Annotated in this window: 14 protein-coding genes and 2 tRNA genes; 7 read left to right on the plus strand and 9 right to left on the minus strand. The window is 68.3% G+C overall.

All coding sequences use genetic code 11. The features are described 5' to 3' along the window. Positions 1-49 precede the first annotated feature (49 nt). Positions 50-928 (plus strand): LysR substrate-binding domain-containing protein, encoded by an 879-nt coding sequence (locus EAO27_RS08625; protein WP_242779613.1) that lies wholly within the window; start codon positions 50-52, stop codon positions 926-928. A gap of 4 nt (positions 929-932) precedes the next feature. Here EAO27_RS08625 and EAO27_RS08630 read toward each other — a convergent pair whose 3' ends face one another. Together EAO27_RS08630 and EAO27_RS08635 are read right to left on the minus strand one after the other, a co-directional pair. Next, complete coding sequence (locus EAO27_RS08630) at positions 933-2,018, minus strand: AI-2E family transporter (protein ID WP_242779615.1); 1,086 nt, start codon at positions 2,016-2,018, stop codon at positions 933-935. 94 nt (positions 2,019-2,112) lie between these two features. Beyond that, a tRNA-Thr gene (locus EAO27_RS08635) sits at positions 2,113-2,187 on the minus strand. 105 nt (positions 2,188-2,292) lie between these two features. Between EAO27_RS08635 and EAO27_RS08640 the strand changes: the two genes are divergently transcribed. Further along, a complete protein-coding gene (locus EAO27_RS08640; protein WP_242779617.1) occupies positions 2,293-2,433 on the plus strand; it encodes a hypothetical protein in 141 nt (46 codons plus the stop codon). Here the strand turns inward: EAO27_RS08640 and EAO27_RS08645 are convergent. The 3 genes from EAO27_RS08645 to EAO27_RS08655 all read right to left on the minus strand — a co-directional run bounded on the left by EAO27_RS08645 (position 2,423) and on the right by EAO27_RS08655 (position 4,253). Then, entirely contained in the window at positions 2,423-2,743 is a 321-nt protein-coding gene (locus tag EAO27_RS08645) for a DUF1905 domain-containing protein (RefSeq protein ID WP_242779619.1), read from the minus strand. The two genes, EAO27_RS08640 and EAO27_RS08645, sit on opposite strands and share 11 nt — an antisense overlap. Then, positions 2,740-3,120 carry a GIY-YIG nuclease family protein gene (locus EAO27_RS08650; RefSeq protein WP_242780527.1) on the minus strand — a complete coding sequence of 127 codons (381 nt, stop codon included), beginning with the start codon at positions 3,118-3,120 and terminating at the stop codon, positions 2,740-2,742. Before EAO27_RS08650 ends, EAO27_RS08645 begins: the two co-directional genes overlap by 4 nt. 140 nt (positions 3,121-3,260) lie before the next feature. Next, a complete protein-coding gene (locus tag EAO27_RS08655; RefSeq protein ID WP_242779621.1) occupies positions 3,261-4,253 on the minus strand; it encodes a peptidylprolyl isomerase in 993 nt (330 codons plus the stop codon). A gap of 74 nt (positions 4,254-4,327) precedes the next feature. Here EAO27_RS08655 and EAO27_RS08660 point away from each other — a divergent pair. Next, a tRNA-Ser gene (locus EAO27_RS08660) sits at positions 4,328-4,418 on the plus strand. A 7-nt stretch (positions 4,419-4,425) separates the two neighbouring features. Here EAO27_RS08660 and EAO27_RS08665 read toward each other — a convergent pair. Genes EAO27_RS08665 through EAO27_RS08675 form a run of 3 tightly spaced genes read right to left on the minus strand, consistent with a single transcriptional unit; the run spans position 4,426 to position 10,238 of the window. Then, complete coding sequence (locus EAO27_RS08665; RefSeq protein WP_242779624.1) at positions 4,426-5,826, minus strand: efflux transporter outer membrane subunit; 1,401 nt, start codon at positions 5,824-5,826, stop codon at positions 4,426-4,428. Beyond that, entirely contained in the window at positions 5,823-9,014 is a 3,192-nt protein-coding gene (locus tag EAO27_RS08670; protein WP_242779626.1) for an efflux RND transporter permease subunit, read from the minus strand. Before EAO27_RS08670 ends, EAO27_RS08665 begins: the two co-directional genes overlap by 4 nt. Positions 9,015-9,020: 6 nt before the next feature. Next, positions 9,021-10,238, minus strand: a complete 1,218-nt coding sequence (locus EAO27_RS08675) for an efflux RND transporter periplasmic adaptor subunit (RefSeq protein WP_242779628.1) — start codon at positions 10,236-10,238, stop codon at positions 9,021-9,023. A 204-nt stretch (positions 10,239-10,442) separates the two neighbouring features. Between EAO27_RS08675 and EAO27_RS08680 the strand changes: the two genes are divergently transcribed. The 4 genes from EAO27_RS08680 (at position 10,443) to EAO27_RS08695 (ending at position 17,853) form a co-directional block, all read left to right on the plus strand. Beyond that, on the plus strand, positions 10,443-13,655 hold the full coding sequence (locus EAO27_RS08680) for an autotransporter outer membrane beta-barrel domain-containing protein (RefSeq protein WP_242779630.1): 3,213 nt from the start codon (positions 10,443-10,445) through the stop codon (positions 13,653-13,655). Between the two features lie 287 nt (positions 13,656-13,942). Further along, a complete protein-coding gene (locus EAO27_RS08685) occupies positions 13,943-14,461 on the plus strand; it encodes a sigma-70 family RNA polymerase sigma factor (protein ID WP_242779632.1) in 519 nt (172 codons plus the stop codon). Then, complete coding sequence (locus tag EAO27_RS08690; protein ID WP_242779634.1) at positions 14,451-15,389, plus strand: FecR domain-containing protein; 939 nt, start codon at positions 14,451-14,453, stop codon at positions 15,387-15,389. The genes EAO27_RS08685 and EAO27_RS08690 overlap by 11 nt, the downstream gene beginning before the upstream one ends. 1 nt (position 15,390) lies before the next feature. Beyond that, positions 15,391-17,853, plus strand: coding sequence for a TonB-dependent receptor (locus EAO27_RS08695; RefSeq protein ID WP_242779636.1), 2,463 nt, complete (start codon positions 15,391-15,393; stop codon positions 17,851-17,853). Between the two features lie 431 nt (positions 17,854-18,284). Here EAO27_RS08695 and EAO27_RS08700 read toward each other — a convergent pair whose 3' ends face one another. After that, positions 18,285-19,424 (minus strand): acyl-CoA dehydrogenase family protein, encoded by a 1,140-nt coding sequence (locus tag EAO27_RS08700; protein ID WP_242779638.1) that lies wholly within the window; start codon positions 19,422-19,424, stop codon positions 18,285-18,287. Between the last annotated feature and the right edge of the window lie 104 nt (positions 19,425-19,528).

Raw genomic sequence — 19,528 nt, forward strand, 5'->3', positions numbered from 1 at the left:
GTTACTGGCGCGACGCGCGGCGCCATGTCATCATTGCGCGCGAACGAACATGGCACGCCTTCCCCCCCTCAGCAGCATGGAGGCCTTTCTCGAGGTCGCCCGCCACGGCACCGTCAAGGCGGCCGCGAGCGAGCTCGGCCTGTCGATGCCCGCGCTGTCGCGGCGTATCCAGACGCTCGAACATGCCGTCGGCCGTCCGCTGTTCGACCGTCACCACCACGGGTTGCGCCTGACCGAGGCCGGGCGCGCGCTCCAGGACCAGCTGTCGCCGATCCTCGACGATCTGCGCGCGGTGATCAAACAGGCGGGCAGCCCCGATGCGTCGATGCGGCTGCGGCTCAACGTGCTCCCGCTCTTCGCCCAGCAGCGGCTGTTCCCGCATCTCCCCGACCTCCGGCAGCGGCATCCCGAACTGCATATCGACATCGAGACGATCTCGCATGCCGAGGCACGGCTCGGCGACGGCATCGACGCCGCGATCGCGCTCGCGCGGGCGATCGATCCCGCGCTCTACGCCGCGCGGCTTGATCAGGACCAGGTCTTCCCGATCGCCTCGCGCGCGCTGACCGACGATGGCCGCCCGATCACCGTGCCCGAACAATTGCAGCGCATGACGATCCTGCTCCACCGCGAGATGCCCGAAACCTTCGCCGAATGGCGCAAGGCGATCGGCATGCCCTGGCTCGAACCCGCCGGGACCGACTATTTCGATTCGGGGCCGCTGATGCTCGAAGCCGCGGCGCAGGGCATCGGCGTAGCCTTCATGCACGCCCACCATTTCGACGACGCGCACGACCCGCGCCTCGTGCGCCTGTTCGATTTCGAGGTCGACAGCCCGTACAGCTACTGGTTCGTGTGCCGTCCGCGCGCGCTGCGCCAGCCCGCGGTCAAGCTGTTCCACGACTGGCTGCTCGGCGCAAAGATCTGACGCGTCATGCGGTGCCGCTGGCGGCGGGCTCGCCGCGCATCGTCGTCGCAATATCCCACACCGCGATGAACATCGCCGCGATCACGGGGCCGATGACGATGCCGTGAAAGCCGAAGAGCTGGAGCCCGCCGAGCGTGGTGATCAGCACCACATAGTCGGGAATGCGCGTTTCGCGCCCGACCAGCACCGGGCGCAGCACATTGTCGACCATCCCGATCACGAACAATCCGCACACGACGAGCGCCAGCCCCTGCCAGATCTGCCCGGTGAACAGCAGGTAGAGCGCCATCGGGACCCAGACCAGCCCGGTGCCGACCGCCGGCAGCAGCGATGCCGCGCCCATCAGCACCCCCCACAAAAGCGCCGCCTCGATCCCGAGCGCCCACAGCACGATCCCGCCGATCAGCCCCTGCAGGACGGCGACGACGATGCTGCCCTTGATCGTCGCCCGCACCACGACGACGAAGCGGTTGGCGAGCAGTTCGAGATGGTCGGTGCGCAGCGGCATCGCGCGGCGGATGCTGTGTTGCAGGCTCTCGCCGTCGCGGATCAGGAAATAGGCGAGGTAGAGCATCACCATCAGGTTGATCAGCAATCCGAACAGGCTCTGCCCGATCGACAGCGCCTGCCCCAGGATCGCCCGGACGCCGTCGGCGGCACCGCCGCCCAACAGGCTCTTCGCGGTCGCGATATTGCCGATGTCGATGCGGTCGAACCACGACAGCAGCCATTCGGGCAGGCCGCTGCGGAAATTGGTCCAGATGTGCGCCGGATCGATCGCCCCCGAATGGATGCGCTGATAGACGGCGGCGGCTTCGTTGACGAGCGCGACGGCCAGGATCGCGGCGGGCAGAATCACCATCGCCAGGATCAGCAGGATGGTCAGCAGCGCAGCGCCGTTGCGCCACCCCGGCATTTTCGTCAGCATCCGGCGATAGAGCGGCTCGAACAGGATCGCCGCGATCACCGCCCACAGGATCGCGGCGGCAAAGGGCAGCAGCACGACGGCAAAGGCGATCGAGATCGCGATCAGGATCGCGAGAAAGGACCAGCGCTTGCCGCTTCCCGCCCGGTCGTCGCCGTCCGTCATATGCTCCCCTGCCGGCATCGCCCCATGCGATACGCGCCCGACTCTAGCCCGTGGGCCAGGCCGCGGTAAAGCCGGACGTCGATGTCGGGGAAAATGGTGCTGCTGGACAGGATTGAACTGTCGACCTCGTCATTACCAATGACGCGCTCTACCACTGAGCTACAGCAGCAACCGGGCCGCCCGCGAACCTTCGTCGCTGGGCAGGCGCGGCCTATGGCGGGGCCTCCGCCGCCTGTCAAGGTGCCAGACTTGACGTCGCGCAGATTTCGCGGGCATGGACGCGGCCGTGAGCAAGACGCCCTCCCCCGCCGACCTCGAACGCGAACGCCGCCTTGCCGAGGCGCTGCGCGAAAATCTGCGCAAAAGGAAGGCGCAGGCGCGCGAAGCCCGGACCGACACCCCGCCTAAAGACTGACGGTCACCGTCACCGCATCGCCCTCGGCCAGTCCCTCGGCCTTGCGCACCGCCGCCTTGACCGGCAGCAGCCAGCCGCCGCTTTCGCGATGCGGAAAGACCGATGTTTTCCAGCGCGTGTCGCCGATCACCGCTTCGACGCGCGCCGAGCCGAATCCCTTCCGCCCGTCGAGCCACTGCCCCGAAATCGCCGCCAGTCGAATCGCGTCGGCAACCTCGCCCGCGATGGTCAGGAAAAACCACGCCGCGGGCGCGGTCGCCGACTGCCAGCGCCACAGCGGCGCGGTGGTGGTGAAGCTTTCCTCCATCATCGTAGCCCCGAGCCTGTCGAAGGGTGCTTCTCGGTCAGCGAACGGCATTTCGCCAATTCCGAAATCCTGCTCCAGTCGCCCGCAATCAGGACTTCCCTTTTCGGCCTCCCCCAGCCCTTGACCTGTCGCTCCACCAGTTTTGCGTCATCCCGCGTCTGAAAGGATTCGGACCAGACCAGTTCGACGGGCCGGCGCTTGTAGGTGTAGCCGGCATAGGCGCCCGTCTGATGCTGACCGAAGCGCAGCGCGATATTGTCGGTGTGACCGACATAATAGCTCCCGTCGGCACAGCGCAGCATGTAGCAATGGAACATCCAGTCCATGGGCTTATCGAAGCTCGCATCGAACCGACAAGCGTGCTTCGACAAGCTCAGCACTACGGTCAAGGATCAAGCCGCGGCTGCCGACACGTCCGTCATGCTGCGGAAGGCGAGCCATCATTTCTGACATCATAACCTTCGTTCCTCACACCGTAGCCCCGAGCTTGTCGAAGGGCGCCTCTCGGGGCCGAACCCGCTCATCGGCTGTCAGCCACCGCGCGCACCGGTACCGGAATATTGCAGATGTCGGCCTCGCCCGCGGGCTTGATGAAAAAGGGATCGCGCCGGTTCGCGCGCGCGTCGGCATATTTCGCAAAGCTGCGGCTCTCGGTCGACAGATATTCGAACTTCGGCTGCTCGGCGGGCGGCAGGTCGCTCGCGATACGGATCGAGGCGATCGGCACCCGCTCATTCTCATTTTCATAGAATCCGAGCCCGCCGGTCCCGCGCGGCAGGCTCGACAGATGCTCGATCCCGCTGACCACGCGCCCGACAAGCGCGATATTGCGATCGAGGTGGCGCGGAGCATGCCCGATGACGGTGTAGAGTTCAGCGCCAGAGCCGGTGTCGGGGGGCATGTTGCGGCCCACCCCGACCATGCCGTAGCAATGAACTGGCCATCCCGACCGGCCATCGTCGCCGGCAAAGGGCCAGCCACGAAAATAGCTGTATTTCTTCGCGTAGGCATCGGCATGATCTGTCCAGGCCCAGCCCGGCGAATATCCACTCCAGTGCATTGGCGGTAGTTTGCCGTCGGAAGGAATTACGCCGCCTTCAGCCTTTGTCGCCGTAACATATTCGCCTTCCGGCACCACCGCCAACCCCGCGGGCAGCGGCTTCTTCTCGGTCGCATCGCCCCATTGCACGACATAATTGTCCTGCACGCGGTTGATGCTCGTCCCGTCCCACCAATGCGCCGCGGCGAGCTTGCGGATATTGCCGATCCACCCCTGGCTGAACGGCGCGGGCATCAGCTGGATGACGACGCGGCGCGGCCTGCCTGCGGCATCGGGGGCAAGGTCCATCACCAGCAGGTCCGACGCCGCAATCGCCACCCAGTCGCCAGCCGGCGCGGCCGCGACGATGTCACCGGGCGACGGGATTTCGGCGGGCGCCGGAGGCTTGTCCTGCGCGGCAGAGGGAGCGGTGAGCGCGAGTGCCGCGACAGCGGTCAGGAGGCGATGCGTCATGCGCGATATCTGCCACGCCCAATCGGCTTGCGAAAGCCCCGCCAAGCGATTAGGGCGCCCCTTCCAGTGCATGCGGAGCGGTGGCCGAGTGGTCGAAGGCGCTCGCCTGGAAAGTGAGTATACGGCAAAACCGTATCGAGGGTTCGAATCCCTCCCGCTCCGCCACCCCGTCTCAGTTCGATGCGCCGCTGTCGCCTCCCAGCGCGCGGTACAGCGTGATCCGGTTGCGTACCGCCGCCAGTTGTACCGCGATCTCGCTCCGCCGTGCGCCGTACAGGCTGCGCTGGGCGTCGAGGCTCGACAGGAAGCTGTCGACGCCGCCGCGGTAGCGCGCGTCGGTGAGGCGTGCGGTGTCGGCCGCCGCCTCGCTGTTCGCTTGCACGGCGCGCAGCCGTTCGCCGAGCGTGCCCTGATCGGCGAGCGCGTCGGCGACTTCGCGGAACGCCGCCTGGATCGCACCTTCGTACGCGGCGAGCGCCGCGTCGCGCTGCGCCTCGCTCACCGCCACCCCGGCGCGGCGACCGCCGGCGTCGAAGATCGACAGGCTGGCGTCGGCGCCCGCGCTCAGGCGAAAGGCGTCGCCGGTGAACAGCGACGACAGCGCGTCGCTTGCGAAGCCGAGCAGCCCGGTGAGCGAGATCGTCGGGAACAGCCGCGCGCGCGCCACGCCGATGTCGGCATTGGCGGCGCGCAGCAGATATTCGGCCTGCACCACGTCGGGGCGGCGCAGCAATATCTGCGAACTGGTCCCCGCGGGCAGCGCCGCGATCGACGCGCGCACCTCGGCGAGCGACGCGGGCAGCAGCGCCTTGTCATAATCGGCGCCGACGAGCAGCCGGATCAGATTCTCGTCCTGCGCCACCGCGGCGGTCTGGAGCGCGAGGTCGCCCTCCGCGGTCGCCAGCACCTGTTCGGCCTGGCGCAGGTCGGTGCGCGGCGCCACCCCGCCCTCGAGCCGCGCGCGCGTCAGCCGCACGCTGCTGCGCGCATTCTCCGCGGTGTCGCGCGCGATCGCCAGCAGTTCGCGGTCGGCCGCGTGATTGGCCCAGGCTTCGGCGAGGTCGGCGATCAGCGCCAGCCGCACCGTGCGCGCGCCCGCTTCGGTCGCGAGCGCGCGGTCACGCTCCGCCGCGGTCGCATTGGCGAGCCGCCCGAACAGGTCGAGCTCGAACGCCGACACCCCGGCCTGCAGCGCATAGCTCTCGCGCCCGCCGCCCGCCGTACCGCCCGATACGCCGCCGTCGCTATAGTCGGCCGATCCGCTCACCCCGATCGCGGGGAATTGCGCCGAACGCGTCACGCGCACCTGCGCGCGCGCCGCGGCGACATTCGCGGCAGCGACGCGCAGGTCGCGATTGTTCGCCAGCGCCCGGTCGATCAGCGACAGGAGGCGCGGGTCGCGGAACAGGTCGGCGAGCGCCACCTGCGGCAGCGCGGCCTCGCTGGCGGCCAGATAGGCGTCGCCCGCGGGCCACGACTGCGGCACCGGCGCCTCCGGCTGGACATATTTGGGCGCGAGCGAACAGGCACCGAGCGCCAGCGCCGCGGCCGTCAGGACGAGCTCTCGCCTCATGCCCCTGCCTCCGCCGCCGCGTCCGAATGCCCGCCGCCGCGCCATTCGCGCGCCGCCTTGAGCCCGTCGCGCACGCCGCGGCGCACGAGCACGAAGAAGAGCGGGATATAAAAGATCGCAAGGATCGTCGCGGTGAGCATGCCGCCGATCACCGAGGTGCCGATCGCAACGCGGCTGTTCGCCCCGGCACCGGTCGCGATCGCGAGCGGCAGCACGCCGAAGATGAAGGCAAAGCTCGTCATCAGGATCGGGCGGAGGCGTAGTTTCGCCGCCGCCAGCGCCGCCTCGATCACGCGGCGCCCCTTGCGCTCTTCCTGCTCGGCGAATTCGATCATCAGGATCGCATTCTTCGCCGCGAGTCCCATCGTCGTGAGCAGCCCGATCTGGAGATAGACGTCGTTCTCGAGCCCGCGCAGCGTCACCGCGAACACCGCGCCGACCAGCCCGAGCGGGATCACCAGCAGCACCGCGACCGGGATCGACCAGCTTTCGTAGAGCGCCGCGAGGCAGAGGAAGACCACGAGCAGCGACAGCGCGTAGAGCAGCGGTGCCTGCCCCGACGACAGCCGCTCCTCGAACGAAGAGCCCGACCAGGCGACACTCGTGCCCTGGATCTGCCCCGCCATCGCCTCCATCTCGGCCATCGCCTCGCCCGAGCTCGTCCCCGGCGCCGCGCGGCCCGAGATTTCGAAGGTCGGCAGCCCGCCGAAGCGCGACGAACTCGCCGGGGTCGTCGCCCAGCTCGTCTTCGCAAAGGCCGAGAAGGGCGCCATCTGGCCGTCCGACGAGCGGACATACCATTGGCCCAGATCCTCGGGCTTGGCGCGATAGGGGGCGTCGCCCTGCACATAGACGCGCTTGACGCGCCCCTTGTCGACGAAGTCGTTGACGTAGCGCCCGCCCCACGCGGTCGCGAGCGTGTTGTTCACGTCGCCGTTGCTGATCCCGTAGGCGGTGAGCCGCTGCGTATCGACGTCGATCTTGAGCGTCGCCGCATCGGGCAGGTCGGACAGGCGGACCGAGGTCAGCCGCTTGTTGGCGTTCGCCATCTCGATCAGCCGGTCGCGCGCGGCGAGGAACTGCTCGCGCGGCATGCCGCTGCTGTTCTGGAACTGCATCGTGAAGCCCGAATCGCCGAGCCCGCGCACCGCGCCCGGCACCGTCGTGAAAATCTGGGCGTCGCGCAGCCCGCGCAGCGCCGCCGCGGTCCGCTGCGCGATCGCGTCGGCGCTGTTCTCCTTGCCGGGACGGTCGTCCCAATGGACGAGGTTGACGAAGCCCTGCCCCGTATTCTGCCCCGTCGCGCTGCCGCCGCCGCCGCCCGCGAGCAGGAACACCGCCTGGATGTTCGCGCGCTCCTGCTCGAGCAGATATGTCTCGACCGCGTCGCGCACCTCGAGCGTGCGCGCCTGCGTCGCGCCCGCGGGCAGGCGGAACTGCACCGACACCCGCCCCTGGTCCTCATTGGGCAGGAAGCCGCCGGGCAGGCGCAGGAACAGGAAGGCGAGCAGCGCGCACACCACGACATAGAGCGCGAGGAAACGCCATTTGCGCGCGACGACCTTTTCGGTCGCGCCGACATAGCGGTCGACCCCGCCGTCGAAATTGCGGTTGAACCCGTGCTTCGCGCGCTCGAACGCGCGGCTGATCGCGGGAAAGCGCCCGCCCCCCGCGGCTTCATGGTTCGGCGCCTTGAGCAACGTCGAGGTCAGCGCGGGGCTCAGGATCAGCGCGACGAGCACCGACAGCACCATCGCCGAGATGACGGTGATCGAGAACTGGCGGTAGATGACCCCCGTCGACCCGCCGAAAAAGGCCATCGGCAGGAACACCGCCGACAGCACGAGCGCGATCGCGATCAGCGCGACCTGCAACTCCTGCATCGACTGGATCGTCGCCTCGCGCGGGCCCATGCCCGGATTCTCGTGCATCAGCCGCTCGACATTCTCGACCACGACGATCGCATCGTCGACGAGCAGCCCGATCGCGAGCACCAGCCCGAACAAGGTCAGCGTGTTGAGCGAGAAGCCCGCGACGTAGAAGATGGCGAAGGTGCCGAGCAGCACCACCGGCACCGCGATCGCGGGGATCAGCGTCGCGCGCCAGCTCTGCAGGAAGACGAACATGACGATGATGACGAGGATGATCGCTTCGAAAAGCGCCTTCTGCACCTCGCTGACCGACAGCTTGATAAAGGTCGTCGCATCGTTGGTATAGGCATAGTCGAGCCCGTCAGGCATGCCGCGCGCCAGCTCCTCCATCCGCGCCTTGACCAGTTCGGCGGTGCGCAGCGCGTCCGACCCCGGCGACAGCGAGATCGCCATGCCGGCGCCGGGGTGCCCGTTGACGCGGCTGATCGTGCTGTAATTCTCGGCGCCAACCTCGACGCGCGCGATATCCTTGATCCGCACGCTCGACCCGTCGGGCAGCGTCTTGAGGACGATATTCTCGAACTGTTCTGGGGTCTGCAGCCGCGACTGCGCGGTCACCGTCGCGTTGAGCATCTGTCCCTGCGGCGCGGGCAGCCCGCCGACGTCGCCCGCCGCGACCTCGCTGTTCTGCGCAGTGATCGCCGACACCACGTCCGACGGCATCAGCGCCATCGCCGCCAGCCGCTGCGGGTTGAGCCAGATGCGCATCGCATGCGGCGATCCGAAGACATTGACGTCGCCGACCCCGTCGACGCGCGACAGCGGGTCCTGGATGTTCGACGTCATATAGTCCGACACGTCCTGGTTCGAGCGCGTGTTCGTCGTGTCGAACACCGCGACCATCAACAGCGAATCGGAGTTCGACTTGGTGACGCGCACGCCCTGGCTCTGGACCTGCGCGGGCAGGCGCGACACCGCCGCCTGGATCTTGTTCTGGACCTGCACCTGCGCGATGTCGGGGTCGGTGCCCTTGGCGAACACCGCGGTCAGGCTCGCCTGCCCGCGCGAGCTAGAGGTCGAGCTGAAATAGAGCAGCCCGTCGATCCCGGTCAGCTGCTGTTCCAGCACCTGCGTGACGCTGTTCTCGATCGCCTCGGCCGAGGCGCCCGGATAGTTGGCGCGCACGTTGATCTGGGTCGGCGCGATATCAGGATATTGCTCGATCGGCAGCGCCGAGAGCGCACCGACGCCGCCCAGCATGACGATGATCGCCAGCACCCACGCAAAGATCGGGCGGTCGATGAAGATGCGCGACATGCTGCGTCAGCCGCCCTTGGCCGATGATCCGCCCGCGCCACCGCTTGAACCGCCCTTGGCCGCACCGCCCTTCGGCGCTCCCACCCGCTGCGGGGTGCCCGCCGCGACGGGCCGCACCGGCTGCCCCTGGCGCAGCGTGCCCAGCCCCTGCGTGATCACCTTGTCGCCCGGCTTCAGCCCGTCGGTGACGACCCAGTCGTTCCCCACCGTACGCTCGGCGGTGATCTTGCGCCGTGCCGCCTTGTTGTCGACCCCGACGAGATAGACGAACGCCGACCCGTCGAAATCGCGCTGCACCGCCGCCTGCGGCACCAGATAGACGCCGGGTTCGATCGCCTGCTCGAACACCGCTTTCACGAACATGCCGGGCAACAGCCCACCCTGCGGGTTCGGGAAACGCGCGCGCAGTGTCACCGTCCCCGTCTCGGCGTTCACCACCGCTTCGGAAAATTCAATCGTGCCGGCAAAGCCATAGGCGCTGCCATCCTCGAGCAGCAGGCGGACATTGGTGTTGCCGGGCAGCACGCCGCCGCTCGCCAGCCGCTGGCGCAGCGTCGTCAGCTCGGCGCTCGACTGCTGCATGTCGACATAGATCGGGTCGGTGCGCTGGATGACCGCCAGCGGGTCGGCCTGATTGGCGTTGACCAGCGCCCCGGCGGTGAACAGGCTGCGTCCGATCCGCCCGCTGATCGGCGCGCTGATCGTCGCATAGCGCAGGTTGATCCGCGCGGTTTCGAGCGCGGCGGCGTTTTGCGCGACCGCCGCGTTGGCGACGCGCGCCTGCGCCGCAGCATCGGTATAGTCTTGCTTGGCGATCGCCTCCATATCGGCCAGCGGGCGGAAACGGTCGGCCTTGACCTTCGCGGCCTCGGCGCTGGCGCGGGCGCTCGCCAGATTGGCCGCCGCCTGCTCGACCGCCGCCTGGTACAGGCTGGCGTCGATCTGGAACAGCGGCTGGCCGGCGCGGACATAGCCGCCCTGCTCGAACAGCCGGCGCCGGATGATGCCGTTGACCTGCGGGCGGACCTCGCTGGTTTCAAAGGCGACGGTGCGACCGCCCAGTTCGATCGCGACCGGGACCGTCCCGGGCTGCGCGACGACATAGCCGACCTCGGGCGCGGAGCGCCCGCCGTCCTTCTCGTCATTGCCCGAACATGCCGCGAGCGATGCCGCAAACAACAGGATAGCGCCGAGCCGGAGCGTCGACCGCCGGTAAGATTGCATTCGAAACCTCTGATGGCTGGGCGGTTGCCGTTATGCCCCGCCATTCAGCAAATTGGCGCGCGCGGCGCAATGCCTGTGGGCGCGATTGCGACAATTCGCGACAATTTTGCCGGACATGGCGAATATTTTTCCAAGGTCGCGCGCTTCGGGCTCCGTCTTGCGGCTGTACGGGACCATCCCCGCCACGATTTCAAGAGGAACCCAATGCGCAAGACCTTGCTCGCGTCGACCTGCCTGGCCGCGATGATCGCCGCCCCCGCTCAAGCCGAAACCGTGATCGGTAACGCGCTGACCACCCCGATCCGCACCTCGACGGTCAAGGAAGGAACGACCCCCGACGACGTGAAGCTTGCCGCTTCGGGGTCGATCAAGCCGACATCGGGGACCGCGATCACGATCGACAGCAACCACAAGGTCGTCAACGAAGGCACGATCCAGATCACCAATGCGGACGGCGCACGGGGCATCTCGGCCAATGCGGGCACGACCGGCGCGATCACCAACGCCGCGACCGGCAAGATCATCATCGACGAAAACTACGCGCCGACCGATATCGACAATGACGGCGACCTCGACGGCCCCTTCGCGATCGGCAGCAACCGCGTCGGCATCGCGACCGCGGGTGCGTTCAACGGCAATATCGTCAACTCGGGCGAAATCACGATCGAGGGTAATGACTCGGCGGGCATCAAGCTCGGCGGGCCGCTCATCGGCAACTTCACCAACGACGGCAAGATTTCGGTACTCGGCGACCGCGCGCTCGGCGTCGGGCTCCAGGACGTCACCGGCAACGTTCGTCTCGCCGGCACGATCACCGCGACCGGCCTCGACGCCACCGCCGCGCGCCTTTCGGGCGACATCACCGGCGCGCTCGTCGTGCAGGGCGCGCTGACCTCGACCGGCTACCGCTTCACCACGCCGCCGAGCGACCCGTCGAAACTCGACGCCGACGATCTGCTCCAGGGCGGACCCGCGCTGTCGGTCGAGGGCAACGTGACCGGCGGGATCGTCTTCGCCGTGCCGCCGAAGGACAACAGCACGACCGACAATGACGAGGACAAGGATGGCATCGAGGATTCGAAGGAAGGATCGGCCGCGGTCCGCTCCTTCGGTTCGGCTCCCGCCGTGCGGATCGGCGCCGCCGGAAGCGACGTGACGATCGGCGCGGTCGCCGGCACCGGCACCGGCTTCGGCGTGATCGTCGACGGTTCGATCATCGGCAACGGCCTCTATGCCGGCAAGAATGCAACCGGGATGCAGATCGGCGGGATGGGCGGCAACGTCACCATCGCGGGCGGCCTCGCGATCGGCGGCAGCGGCAACATCGCAGCGATTTCGAACGGCGCCTCGGCAACCGCGATCCAGGTCGGATCGGGTGCGAACCTCGCCGAAATCCGCAACGCGGGCAAGGTCGAGGCGACGGGCGGCAACGCCGCGACCGCAATCGCCACCGGCGTCCTCGTCGAGGCGGGCAGCAATGTCGGCATGATCCGCAACAGCGGCACGATCGCGGCCAAGGCGGCAGGCGAAAACGGCACCGCGCGCGCGATCGTCGACCTGTCGGGCAATGTCGACCTCATCGAAAACAGCGGTGCGATCACCGCGTCGGGCGCGCTCGCGAGCTCCGACCGCAACGTCGCGATCGACCTGTCGGCCAATGCCGGCGGCGCGACCGTCAAGCAGACCGCGGTGGCGTCGGGCATCACCGCGCCGACCATCGTCGGCGACATCCGCTTCGGCGCCGGCAACGACACGCTCGACATCGCCGACGGTTCGGTCAAGGGCGACGCCTTCTTCGGAACCGGCAACAACAGCCTCGCGCTCTCGGGCGACGGCACCTACGACGGCACCGCGCTGTTCGGCGGCGGCAACGACAGCCTGACGCTCGCCGGCACCTCGAAATTCGGCGGCCTCGCAGACTTCGGCGGCGGCAATGATACGCTCAGCATCGGCGGCACCGCGCTCTTCTCGGGCCGCCTCGCCAATTCGCAGGGGCTCGGCGTCACCGTCGCCGGCGGCACCTTCGACGTCGTCGGCGCGGCGACCATCGCCTCGCTCGCGGTGACCGACAAGGGCGCGCTCGGCGTGACGCTCGACGACGGCGCCACGGGCACCGCGATCCAGGTCACCGGCAACGCCAGCTTCGGCGCCGAATCGCGACTGCTGCTCAAGCTGTCGAGCATCGACGATGCCGAGGGCCAGCATGTCGTGCTGACCGCGGGCTCGCTGACCGGCGCGAACAACGTCACCGCCAACTCGACGATGCTGCCTTTCCTCTACAAGGGCACGCTGTCGTCGAACGCGACCCAGCTGATCGTCGACGTTTCGCGCAAGAGCACGACCGAACTCGGCCTCAACCGCTCGGAAGCCGGCGCGTTCAACGCGGTGATCGACGCGCTCGGCGGCGACGAGGACATCGAATCGGTGTTCCTGAACATCCGCGACGGCGAACAGTTCCGCGGCCAGCTTGGCCAGATGCTGCCCGACCATGCGGGCGGCGCCTTCGAAACCGTCACCTCGGGTTCGCGCGCACTGGCGCGTCACCTGATGGACCCCAACGCGCCGTTCCAGGACGAGGGCAAATGGGGTTACTGGATCAACCAGGCCGTGTGGGGCACGTCGAAGAGCATCGGCGACACCGCGGGTTATGACGTCACCGGCTGGGGCATCTCGCTCGGTGCCGAGATCGAGACCGGCATGGGCAACTTCGGCGGCTCGATCGGCTATCTCAGCGGCAAGGACGGCAACAAGGCGAACGCCAACGAAGTGTCGTCGAGCCAGTTCGAGGGCGCGATCCACTGGCGCCTCGCCTCCGACGGCTTCCTCGCGCACGCCCGCGTTTCGGGCGCGCCGATCAGCTTCAAGGGCACGCGCCTGTTCCAGGCCGAAGCCGGCGCCGAGGACATCGACAAGACGATCCGTGGCAAGTGGGACGGCACGCTGTGGTCGGCCGCGGGCTCGGTCGCCTATGACACGCGCCTCGGCGGCATCTCCTTCCGCCCGACCGTCGCGGTTGATTATTACAAGCTGACCGAAAAGGGTTACACCGAAACCGGCGGCGGCGACGCTCTCGACCTCACCGTGCTCGGCCGCGACAGCGACGAGCTCGCGGTGTCGGGTACCGTTGCGCTCGGCCTCGATTTCGGTGGTCGCGACGAATATGACGGCTGGACGCGCTTCGAAATCGAGGGCGGCCGGCGCCAGATCGTCGGCGGCGCGCTGGGGACGACCACCGCGTCGTTCAAGAACGGCACGCCCTTCACCCTGGTTCCTGAAGATCGCACGAGCGGCTGGGTCGGCCGCATCCGTGGCCTCGCCGGCAACTCTGCATTCCAGGTTGGCGGCGAACTTTCCGCGGAAGAACAGCAGGGCCACATGGCCTGGGCTTTCCGTGCGAGCCTGCGGGTCGGTCTCTAAAGGGCAAGCCCCCCGCCCGACCGGCCTGTAGCACGCAAGGGGGGAGCACCCACCCCCACCCTCCGCTTCCCCCTTGCACTGGCTCATTCGAACAAACGACGAGGTCCATGATTGCCGCCACCGCCTCTTTCCCGACGCACCGGCTCCGCCCCGCTCCCCGGCGTGGCGACACGCCACGGTTGCGCCTGCGGCCCGGCGCGCTATATGACGGCACCGCCAGGGGGATGTGGGGCACCATCCGGGCAGGTGCCGATCAACAGCAGATGGCGTTCCGAACCAACCGATCCATGACCGCGAACGACGCACCCCCAGCCGCGCAGGGCATCGAGGCGGTACTGCTCGCCAATCGCGAGCGGATCATCCGCTTCCTCGAGGTGCGCGGTGCGGGCGCGGCCGCCGAGGACCTGTTCCAGGACCTGTGGATGCGCCTCACCGATCGCGCCGTCGGCCCGATCGCCGAGCCCCTGTCCTATGTGATGCGCGCCGCGAACAACCTGATGCTCGACCGCTATCGCTCGGCGCGCCAGCGCGAACTGCGCGACAAGGCGTGGAGCGAGCATGCCGTCACCGAGGGGCCTTCGGCCGAAGCGACGCTGATCTCGCGCGAGCAGCTGGCAGAGGTCGAGGCGGCGATCGCCGCGACCGGCGAGCGGCCGGCGCGCATCTTCCGCCGCTTCCGCTTCGACGGCGTCGCCCAGCGCGAGATCGCCGCCGAACAGGGTGTCAGCCTCAGCACGGTCGAGGCCGACCTGCGCAAGGTCTACGCCGCGCTCGCCATCGTCAGGAGGCAGTTCGATGCGCCCTGACCCTGCCGCCATCGACGCGCGCGCGATCGAGTGGATCATCGCCCAGCGCGATCCCGCCTTCGCCGACTGGGACGGCTTCGCCGACTGGCTCGCGGCCGATGCGGCGCACGCCGCCGCCTATGACGCGCTCGCCAGCCTCGACGCCGATCTCGACGCGCTGCCGCGTATCCCCGCGCCGTCGGTGGTGATCCGCGACGACGCGCCGCCGCGCCGCCACCCGACGCGACGCGCCTGGTTCGGCGGTGCGGTCGCCGCCGTGCTCGTCACCGCGATCGCGCTGCCCAGCCTCGGCCTTTTCGCCGATCCGAACCGGATCGAGACCGCGCCGGGCGAGCATCGCATGCTCGCGCTCGCCGACGGCTCGAAGGTCGAGATCAACGGCGGCTCGGTGCTGCACCTCGACAAGGACCGCCCGCGTTTCGCGCGGCTCGAAAGCGGCGAGGCGATGTTCCACGTCGTCCACCGCGACGCCGATCCCTTCGTCGTCGAGGCGGGCGGCGCCCGGATCGTCGACCTCGGCACCGCCTTCAACGTCGTCCGCCGCGAGCGCGCAACCTCGGTCGCGGTGTCCGAGGGCGTCGTCGCCTGGAACCCCGAACGCGCCAATGTCCGCATGACCGCGGGCGAGGGAATCGACGTCCGCGACGGCGACCCCCGCCCGCCCAAAGTGCGCAACGTCGACACCGCCACCATCGGCAGCTGGCGCACCGGCCAACTCGTCTATGCCGACACCCCGCTGGCGGTCGTTGCGGAGGATCTGCGGCGCACCGCGGGCATCACGGTCAGCGTCGCGCCCGATGCCGCCGACCTGCCCTTCCGCGGCGTGCTCGTCGTGGCAAAGGACCGGGATCGCACCGTTGCCGATCTCGCCGCGCTCTCGGGCACACGCGCGGCGCGGCGCGGCGACGACTGGGTTCTGACGCGCTAGGATGCGTCGCCCCCTCGCCCTCCTCGCCGCGAGCGCAATGCTGTCGGTGCCGGCGATCGCGGCGGCGTCCGAGCAGCGGGCGTTCGACGTACCGAAGGGCAGCCTGTCGAACGCGCTCCCGCTGATCAGCCGCCAGGGCGGGGTCAGCATCAGCGTCGCCGACGCCGCGCTGTGGCAGAGCCGCGTCAGATCGGTGCGCGGACGGATGAGCGTCGACGAAGCGATCCGCCGCATGCTCGCCGATTCGGGCACGCGTGCGGTTCGCGTCAGTGCCACCAGCTGGCGCATCGAGCGAGCGCCACAGGCCAGGGTCGCGCGCCGCGCGACCTCCCCGCCGCGGACGGCGCCGTCTTCGCGGCCGGCCGCGCCGGTCGAGACGGTCGCCGCGCCCGAAGACGAGATCATCGTCACCGCGTCAAAGGCCGACATTCCCTACGCAAGCTTTGCGGGCGTCGCCACCGTTCTCGATGGCGACGATTTGGCGTTCGGCGGCGAGCGCGGGATGGACTCGATCCTGTCGCGCATGGCGACTCTGTCCTCGACGCATCTCGGATCGGGACGCAACAAGCTGTTCATCCGCGGCATCGCCGATTCCAGCTTCACCGGCCCCACGCAATCGACCGTGGGCCAGTATCTTGGCGACATCCGCCTCAGCTACAACGCCCCTGATCCCGACCTGCGCCTGTACGACGTTGACAATGTCGAGGTGCTCGAAGGGCCGCAGGGCACGCTCTATGGCGCCGGGTCGCTCGGCGGCATCATCCGCGTCGTTCCGAACGCGCCCGACGCCCGCGATCAGTCGGTCCAGGCGATCGCAGGCCTCTCGCTGACCCAGCATGGCGACCCCGGCGGCGATCTCGGCGCGATCGTCAACCTGCCCGTCGGTGACGGCGGCCACGCGCTGCGCCTCGTCGGCTACATGCTCAGCGACGGCGGCTATATCGACAACCCGCTGCTGGGACAGAAGGACGTCAACCGCACCCACATCCGCGGCGGTCGCGGGACCTTCCGGTTCGACGCGGGCGACAACTGGACTATCGACGTCGGCGGCGTCTATCAGTCGACCCGCTCCGACGACGCGCAATATGCGGACAAGGATGCCCCGCCGCTCGAACGCAATTCGCTGGTCGAGCAGAATGCCAAGGCCAAATACGGGCTCGGCACGGTCGTGGTGATGAAGGACTGGGACGGGCTGCGTTTCCAGTCGTCGAGCGCCTGGGTCAGCCACCGGCTGTTCGAACGCTTCGATGCGACGCGGCCCGACGCCCCGCCGCGCGTGCTCGACCAGACCAACGAAACGCGTATGATCGTCAACGAGACGCGCCTGTCGCGTCCCTTTCACAACGGCTTGGGGTGGGTCGCCGGGATCAGCCTGCTCGACAATCGCACGCGCCAGAACCGCGAAATCGGCAATTTCGCGTCGCCGATGGCCCTGACCGGGGTCACCAACAGCATCACCGAATTCACCGGCTATGCCGAGGCGACCGCCGAAGTGATGCCACGCCTGATCGCCTCGGCGGGGTTGCGACTCTCGCACGCGCGGCTCGGCGGCGGGGGCGAGGATGTCGCGCTCGACGTCGCCTTCGCGGGGCGCGCGGTCACCGCGCATCGCAACGAGACCGACCTGCTGCCTTCGGCCTCGCTGCTCTGGGCACCGGTCGAGGATATCACCCTCTACGCCCGCTATCAGGAAGGATTCCGTCCCGGCGGGCTCGCGGTCGAAAGCAATTTCGTGCGGCGTTTCCGCAACGACCAGACGCGCACGATCGAGGGCGGCATCCGCTTCGGCCGCAAGGGTGAAACGCCCTTCGACGCCAGCCTCTCGGTCTCGCACACGCGCTGGCGCGACATCCAGGCCGATTTCATCGACGCCGACGGCTTTCCGACCACCGCCAATATCGGCGACGGCCGCATCACCAGCATCACCGGTGCGATCGCGGTGCGCGCGACACGCGAACTCTCGTTCGAACTCGGCGCGGTCTACAATCACAGCCGCGTCGACCGTCTCGCCCCCGCGATCGTCGAGATTTTCCGCGCCGCGAATGCCGCGGTGGGCTCCGGCAACGCTCCGCCGCCCTCACCGCTGCCGCCATTCTACTATTCCCCCGAAGACCGCCTTGGCCGCATTCCGAACGTCGCGAGCCACGCGATCCGCGGCTCGATCAACTATGCGACCTTCATCGGTGACGAAGAATTCCGCGCGAACGGCTGGGCCAATTACGTCGGTCCCTCGCGCCTCGGCATCGGCCCGATCCTCGGCGAGGGCCAGGGCGACTATGTCGACACTGGCCTCGCGATGCGGATCGGCGACCGCCGCCGCGGTCTCTCGCTGACGCTGACCAACCTGTTCGACGCCCGCGGCAACCGCTTCGCGCTCGGCACCCCCTTCGTCGAAGGCAGCGCCGGCTACCTCACCCCGCTGCGCCCAAGGACGCTGCGCATCGCGGTCGACGTGGCCTACTGACGCGGCGCGCCATCGCGTACCACGGCGATGTCTTTTCGTTCCATCCGACCGGGCCTCGCTGCGCGAAGGCGGCTGCGATCAGGTCGGGCGAGTAGCTTGGATGTCGGCTTCGGGGTGGGGAGCGGACGTTCCCGCCTGCCTTCGTCATCCCGGACTTGATCCGGGATCCATAGCAGCGTCGAAGTCATGGACCCCGGATCGGGGCCGGGGTGACGACGAAAGACAGGCCCGTAGCCGGTCGAAGCGGCCCCGCTCCTCCCTGTCACGCCGCCATGGGGAGGTGCAGCCCGCAGGGCTGATGGAGAGGCGAAGTCGTTGCCATCACAGCCCGATCCGGCAATTCGGCCTCTCGCGGCCGCTTCCACCGGGGAACGGCACCGATGGGGAACGATCGCGCCCGCCGTCGGGCGGCGGGCGCAACCTGCTCCGCGTTACGCCGCCAGCGTCAGCTGCTCGAACCGGTCGATATGATAGTCGGCGCTGCCGAATTGCCCCTCGATCATCGTCGCACGCTTGAAATAATGGCCGATCGCCAGTTCCTGCGTGATGCCGATGCCGCCGTGCGTCTGGATCGCATTCTGGCCGACGAACTTCGCACCGCGCGCGACCTTGTTCTTCGCCGCAGACACCGCCGCCTTGCGTTCGTCGGCGGACAGGCCGAGCTTGAGCGTGCCCATGATCGTCATCGAACGCGCCTGTTCGACCTCCATGAACATGTCGACCATGCGGTGCTGGAGCACCTGGAACTTGGCGATCGGAATGCCGAACTGCTTGCGCTGCTGCGTATATTCCAGCGTGCCTTCGTGCAGCTTCTGCATCACGCCCGTCGCCTCGGCGCACACGGCGACTGTCGCCTCGTCGACGATCTGCTCGATCAGCGGCAGGCCGGCCCCCTCGCCGCCGAGCAATGCTTCAGCGGGGATCGCGACATTCTCGAAATAGATTTCGGATGCACGGCTGCCGTCGACGGTCGGATAGTCGCGGCGCACGATGCCCGGCAGGTTCGCGTCGATCAGGAACAGCGACACGCCCTCGCGGTCGCGCTGGCCGCCGCCGGTGCGTGCGGTCACGAGCAGATGCGATGCCCAGGGCGCGGCATAGACGACGCTCTTGTGCCCGTTCAGCACATAGCCCGCCGCGTCCTTCTTCGCGCTCGTCTTGAGGTTGGCGAGGTCGTAGCGACCCTGCGGCTCGGCATAGGCGAAGGCGACGATCATATTGCCCGCGATGATCTCGGGAATATATTTGTCCGCCTGCGCGCCGCCGACGGCCTTGAGCGCTCCGCCCGCGATCACCACCGTCGGCAGATAGGGCTCGATACCCAGCACCTTGCCCAGTTCTTCCATGATGATCGCATTTTCGAGCGCGCCGCCGCCGAGACCGCCATGATCTTCGGAAAAGGAGGCGCCGAGCATGCCGAGTTCCTGCGCGAGCGCAGTCCAGATCGCGGGGTCGCGGCCGTCGTCGCTCGCGATGAACTTCTGGCGCGTTTCAAAGTCATAGGTGTCCGCCAGGAAGCGCGAAAGCGTGTCGCGGATCATGTCCTGCGTGTCGGTGTAGGTGAAATCCATTGTCTCTGTCTCTTTCCGTGTTCCCCGGCGAAAGCCGGGGCCCATTGCCGCAAGCGGCCTTCAAGGCCGTTGGAGACCCCGGATCAGATCCGGGGTGGTTTCGG

Source organism: Sphingopyxis sp. YF1 (assembly GCF_022701295.1).
GTDB lineage: Bacteria > Pseudomonadota > Alphaproteobacteria > Sphingomonadales > Sphingomonadaceae > Sphingopyxis.

Coding starts and splice junctions, on each gene's coding strand:
- EAO27_RS08625 (WP_242779613.1), top strand. CDS start 50: ATGGCACGCCTTCCCCCCCTCAGCAGCATGGAGGCCTTTCTCGAGGTC.
- EAO27_RS08630 (WP_242779615.1), bottom strand. CDS start 2,018: ATGACGGACGGCGACGACCGGGCGGGAAGCGGCAAGCGCTGGTCCTTT.
- EAO27_RS08640 (WP_242779617.1), top strand. CDS start 2,293: ATGGACGCGGCCGTGAGCAAGACGCCCTCCCCCGCCGACCTCGAACGC.
- EAO27_RS08645 (WP_242779619.1), bottom strand. CDS start 2,743: ATGATGGAGGAAAGCTTCACCACCACCGCGCCGCTGTGGCGCTGGCAG.
- EAO27_RS08655 (WP_242779621.1), bottom strand. CDS start 4,253: ATGACGCATCGCCTCCTGACCGCTGTCGCGGCACTCGCGCTCACCGCT.
- EAO27_RS08665 (WP_242779624.1), bottom strand. CDS start 5,826: ATGAGGCGAGAGCTCGTCCTGACGGCCGCGGCGCTGGCGCTCGGTGCC.
- EAO27_RS08670 (WP_242779626.1), bottom strand. CDS start 9,014: ATGTCGCGCATCTTCATCGACCGCCCGATCTTTGCGTGGGTGCTGGCG.
- EAO27_RS08675 (WP_242779628.1), bottom strand. CDS start 10,238: ATGCAATCTTACCGGCGGTCGACGCTCCGGCTCGGCGCTATCCTGTTG.
- EAO27_RS08680 (WP_242779630.1), top strand. CDS start 10,443: ATGCGCAAGACCTTGCTCGCGTCGACCTGCCTGGCCGCGATGATCGCC.
- EAO27_RS08685 (WP_242779632.1), top strand. CDS start 13,943: ATGACCGCGAACGACGCACCCCCAGCCGCGCAGGGCATCGAGGCGGTA.
- EAO27_RS08690 (WP_242779634.1), top strand. CDS start 14,451: ATGCGCCCTGACCCTGCCGCCATCGACGCGCGCGCGATCGAGTGGATC.
- EAO27_RS08695 (WP_242779636.1), top strand. CDS start 15,391: ATGCGTCGCCCCCTCGCCCTCCTCGCCGCGAGCGCAATGCTGTCGGTG.
- EAO27_RS08700 (WP_242779638.1), bottom strand. CDS start 19,424: ATGGATTTCACCTACACCGACACGCAGGACATGATCCGCGACACGCTT.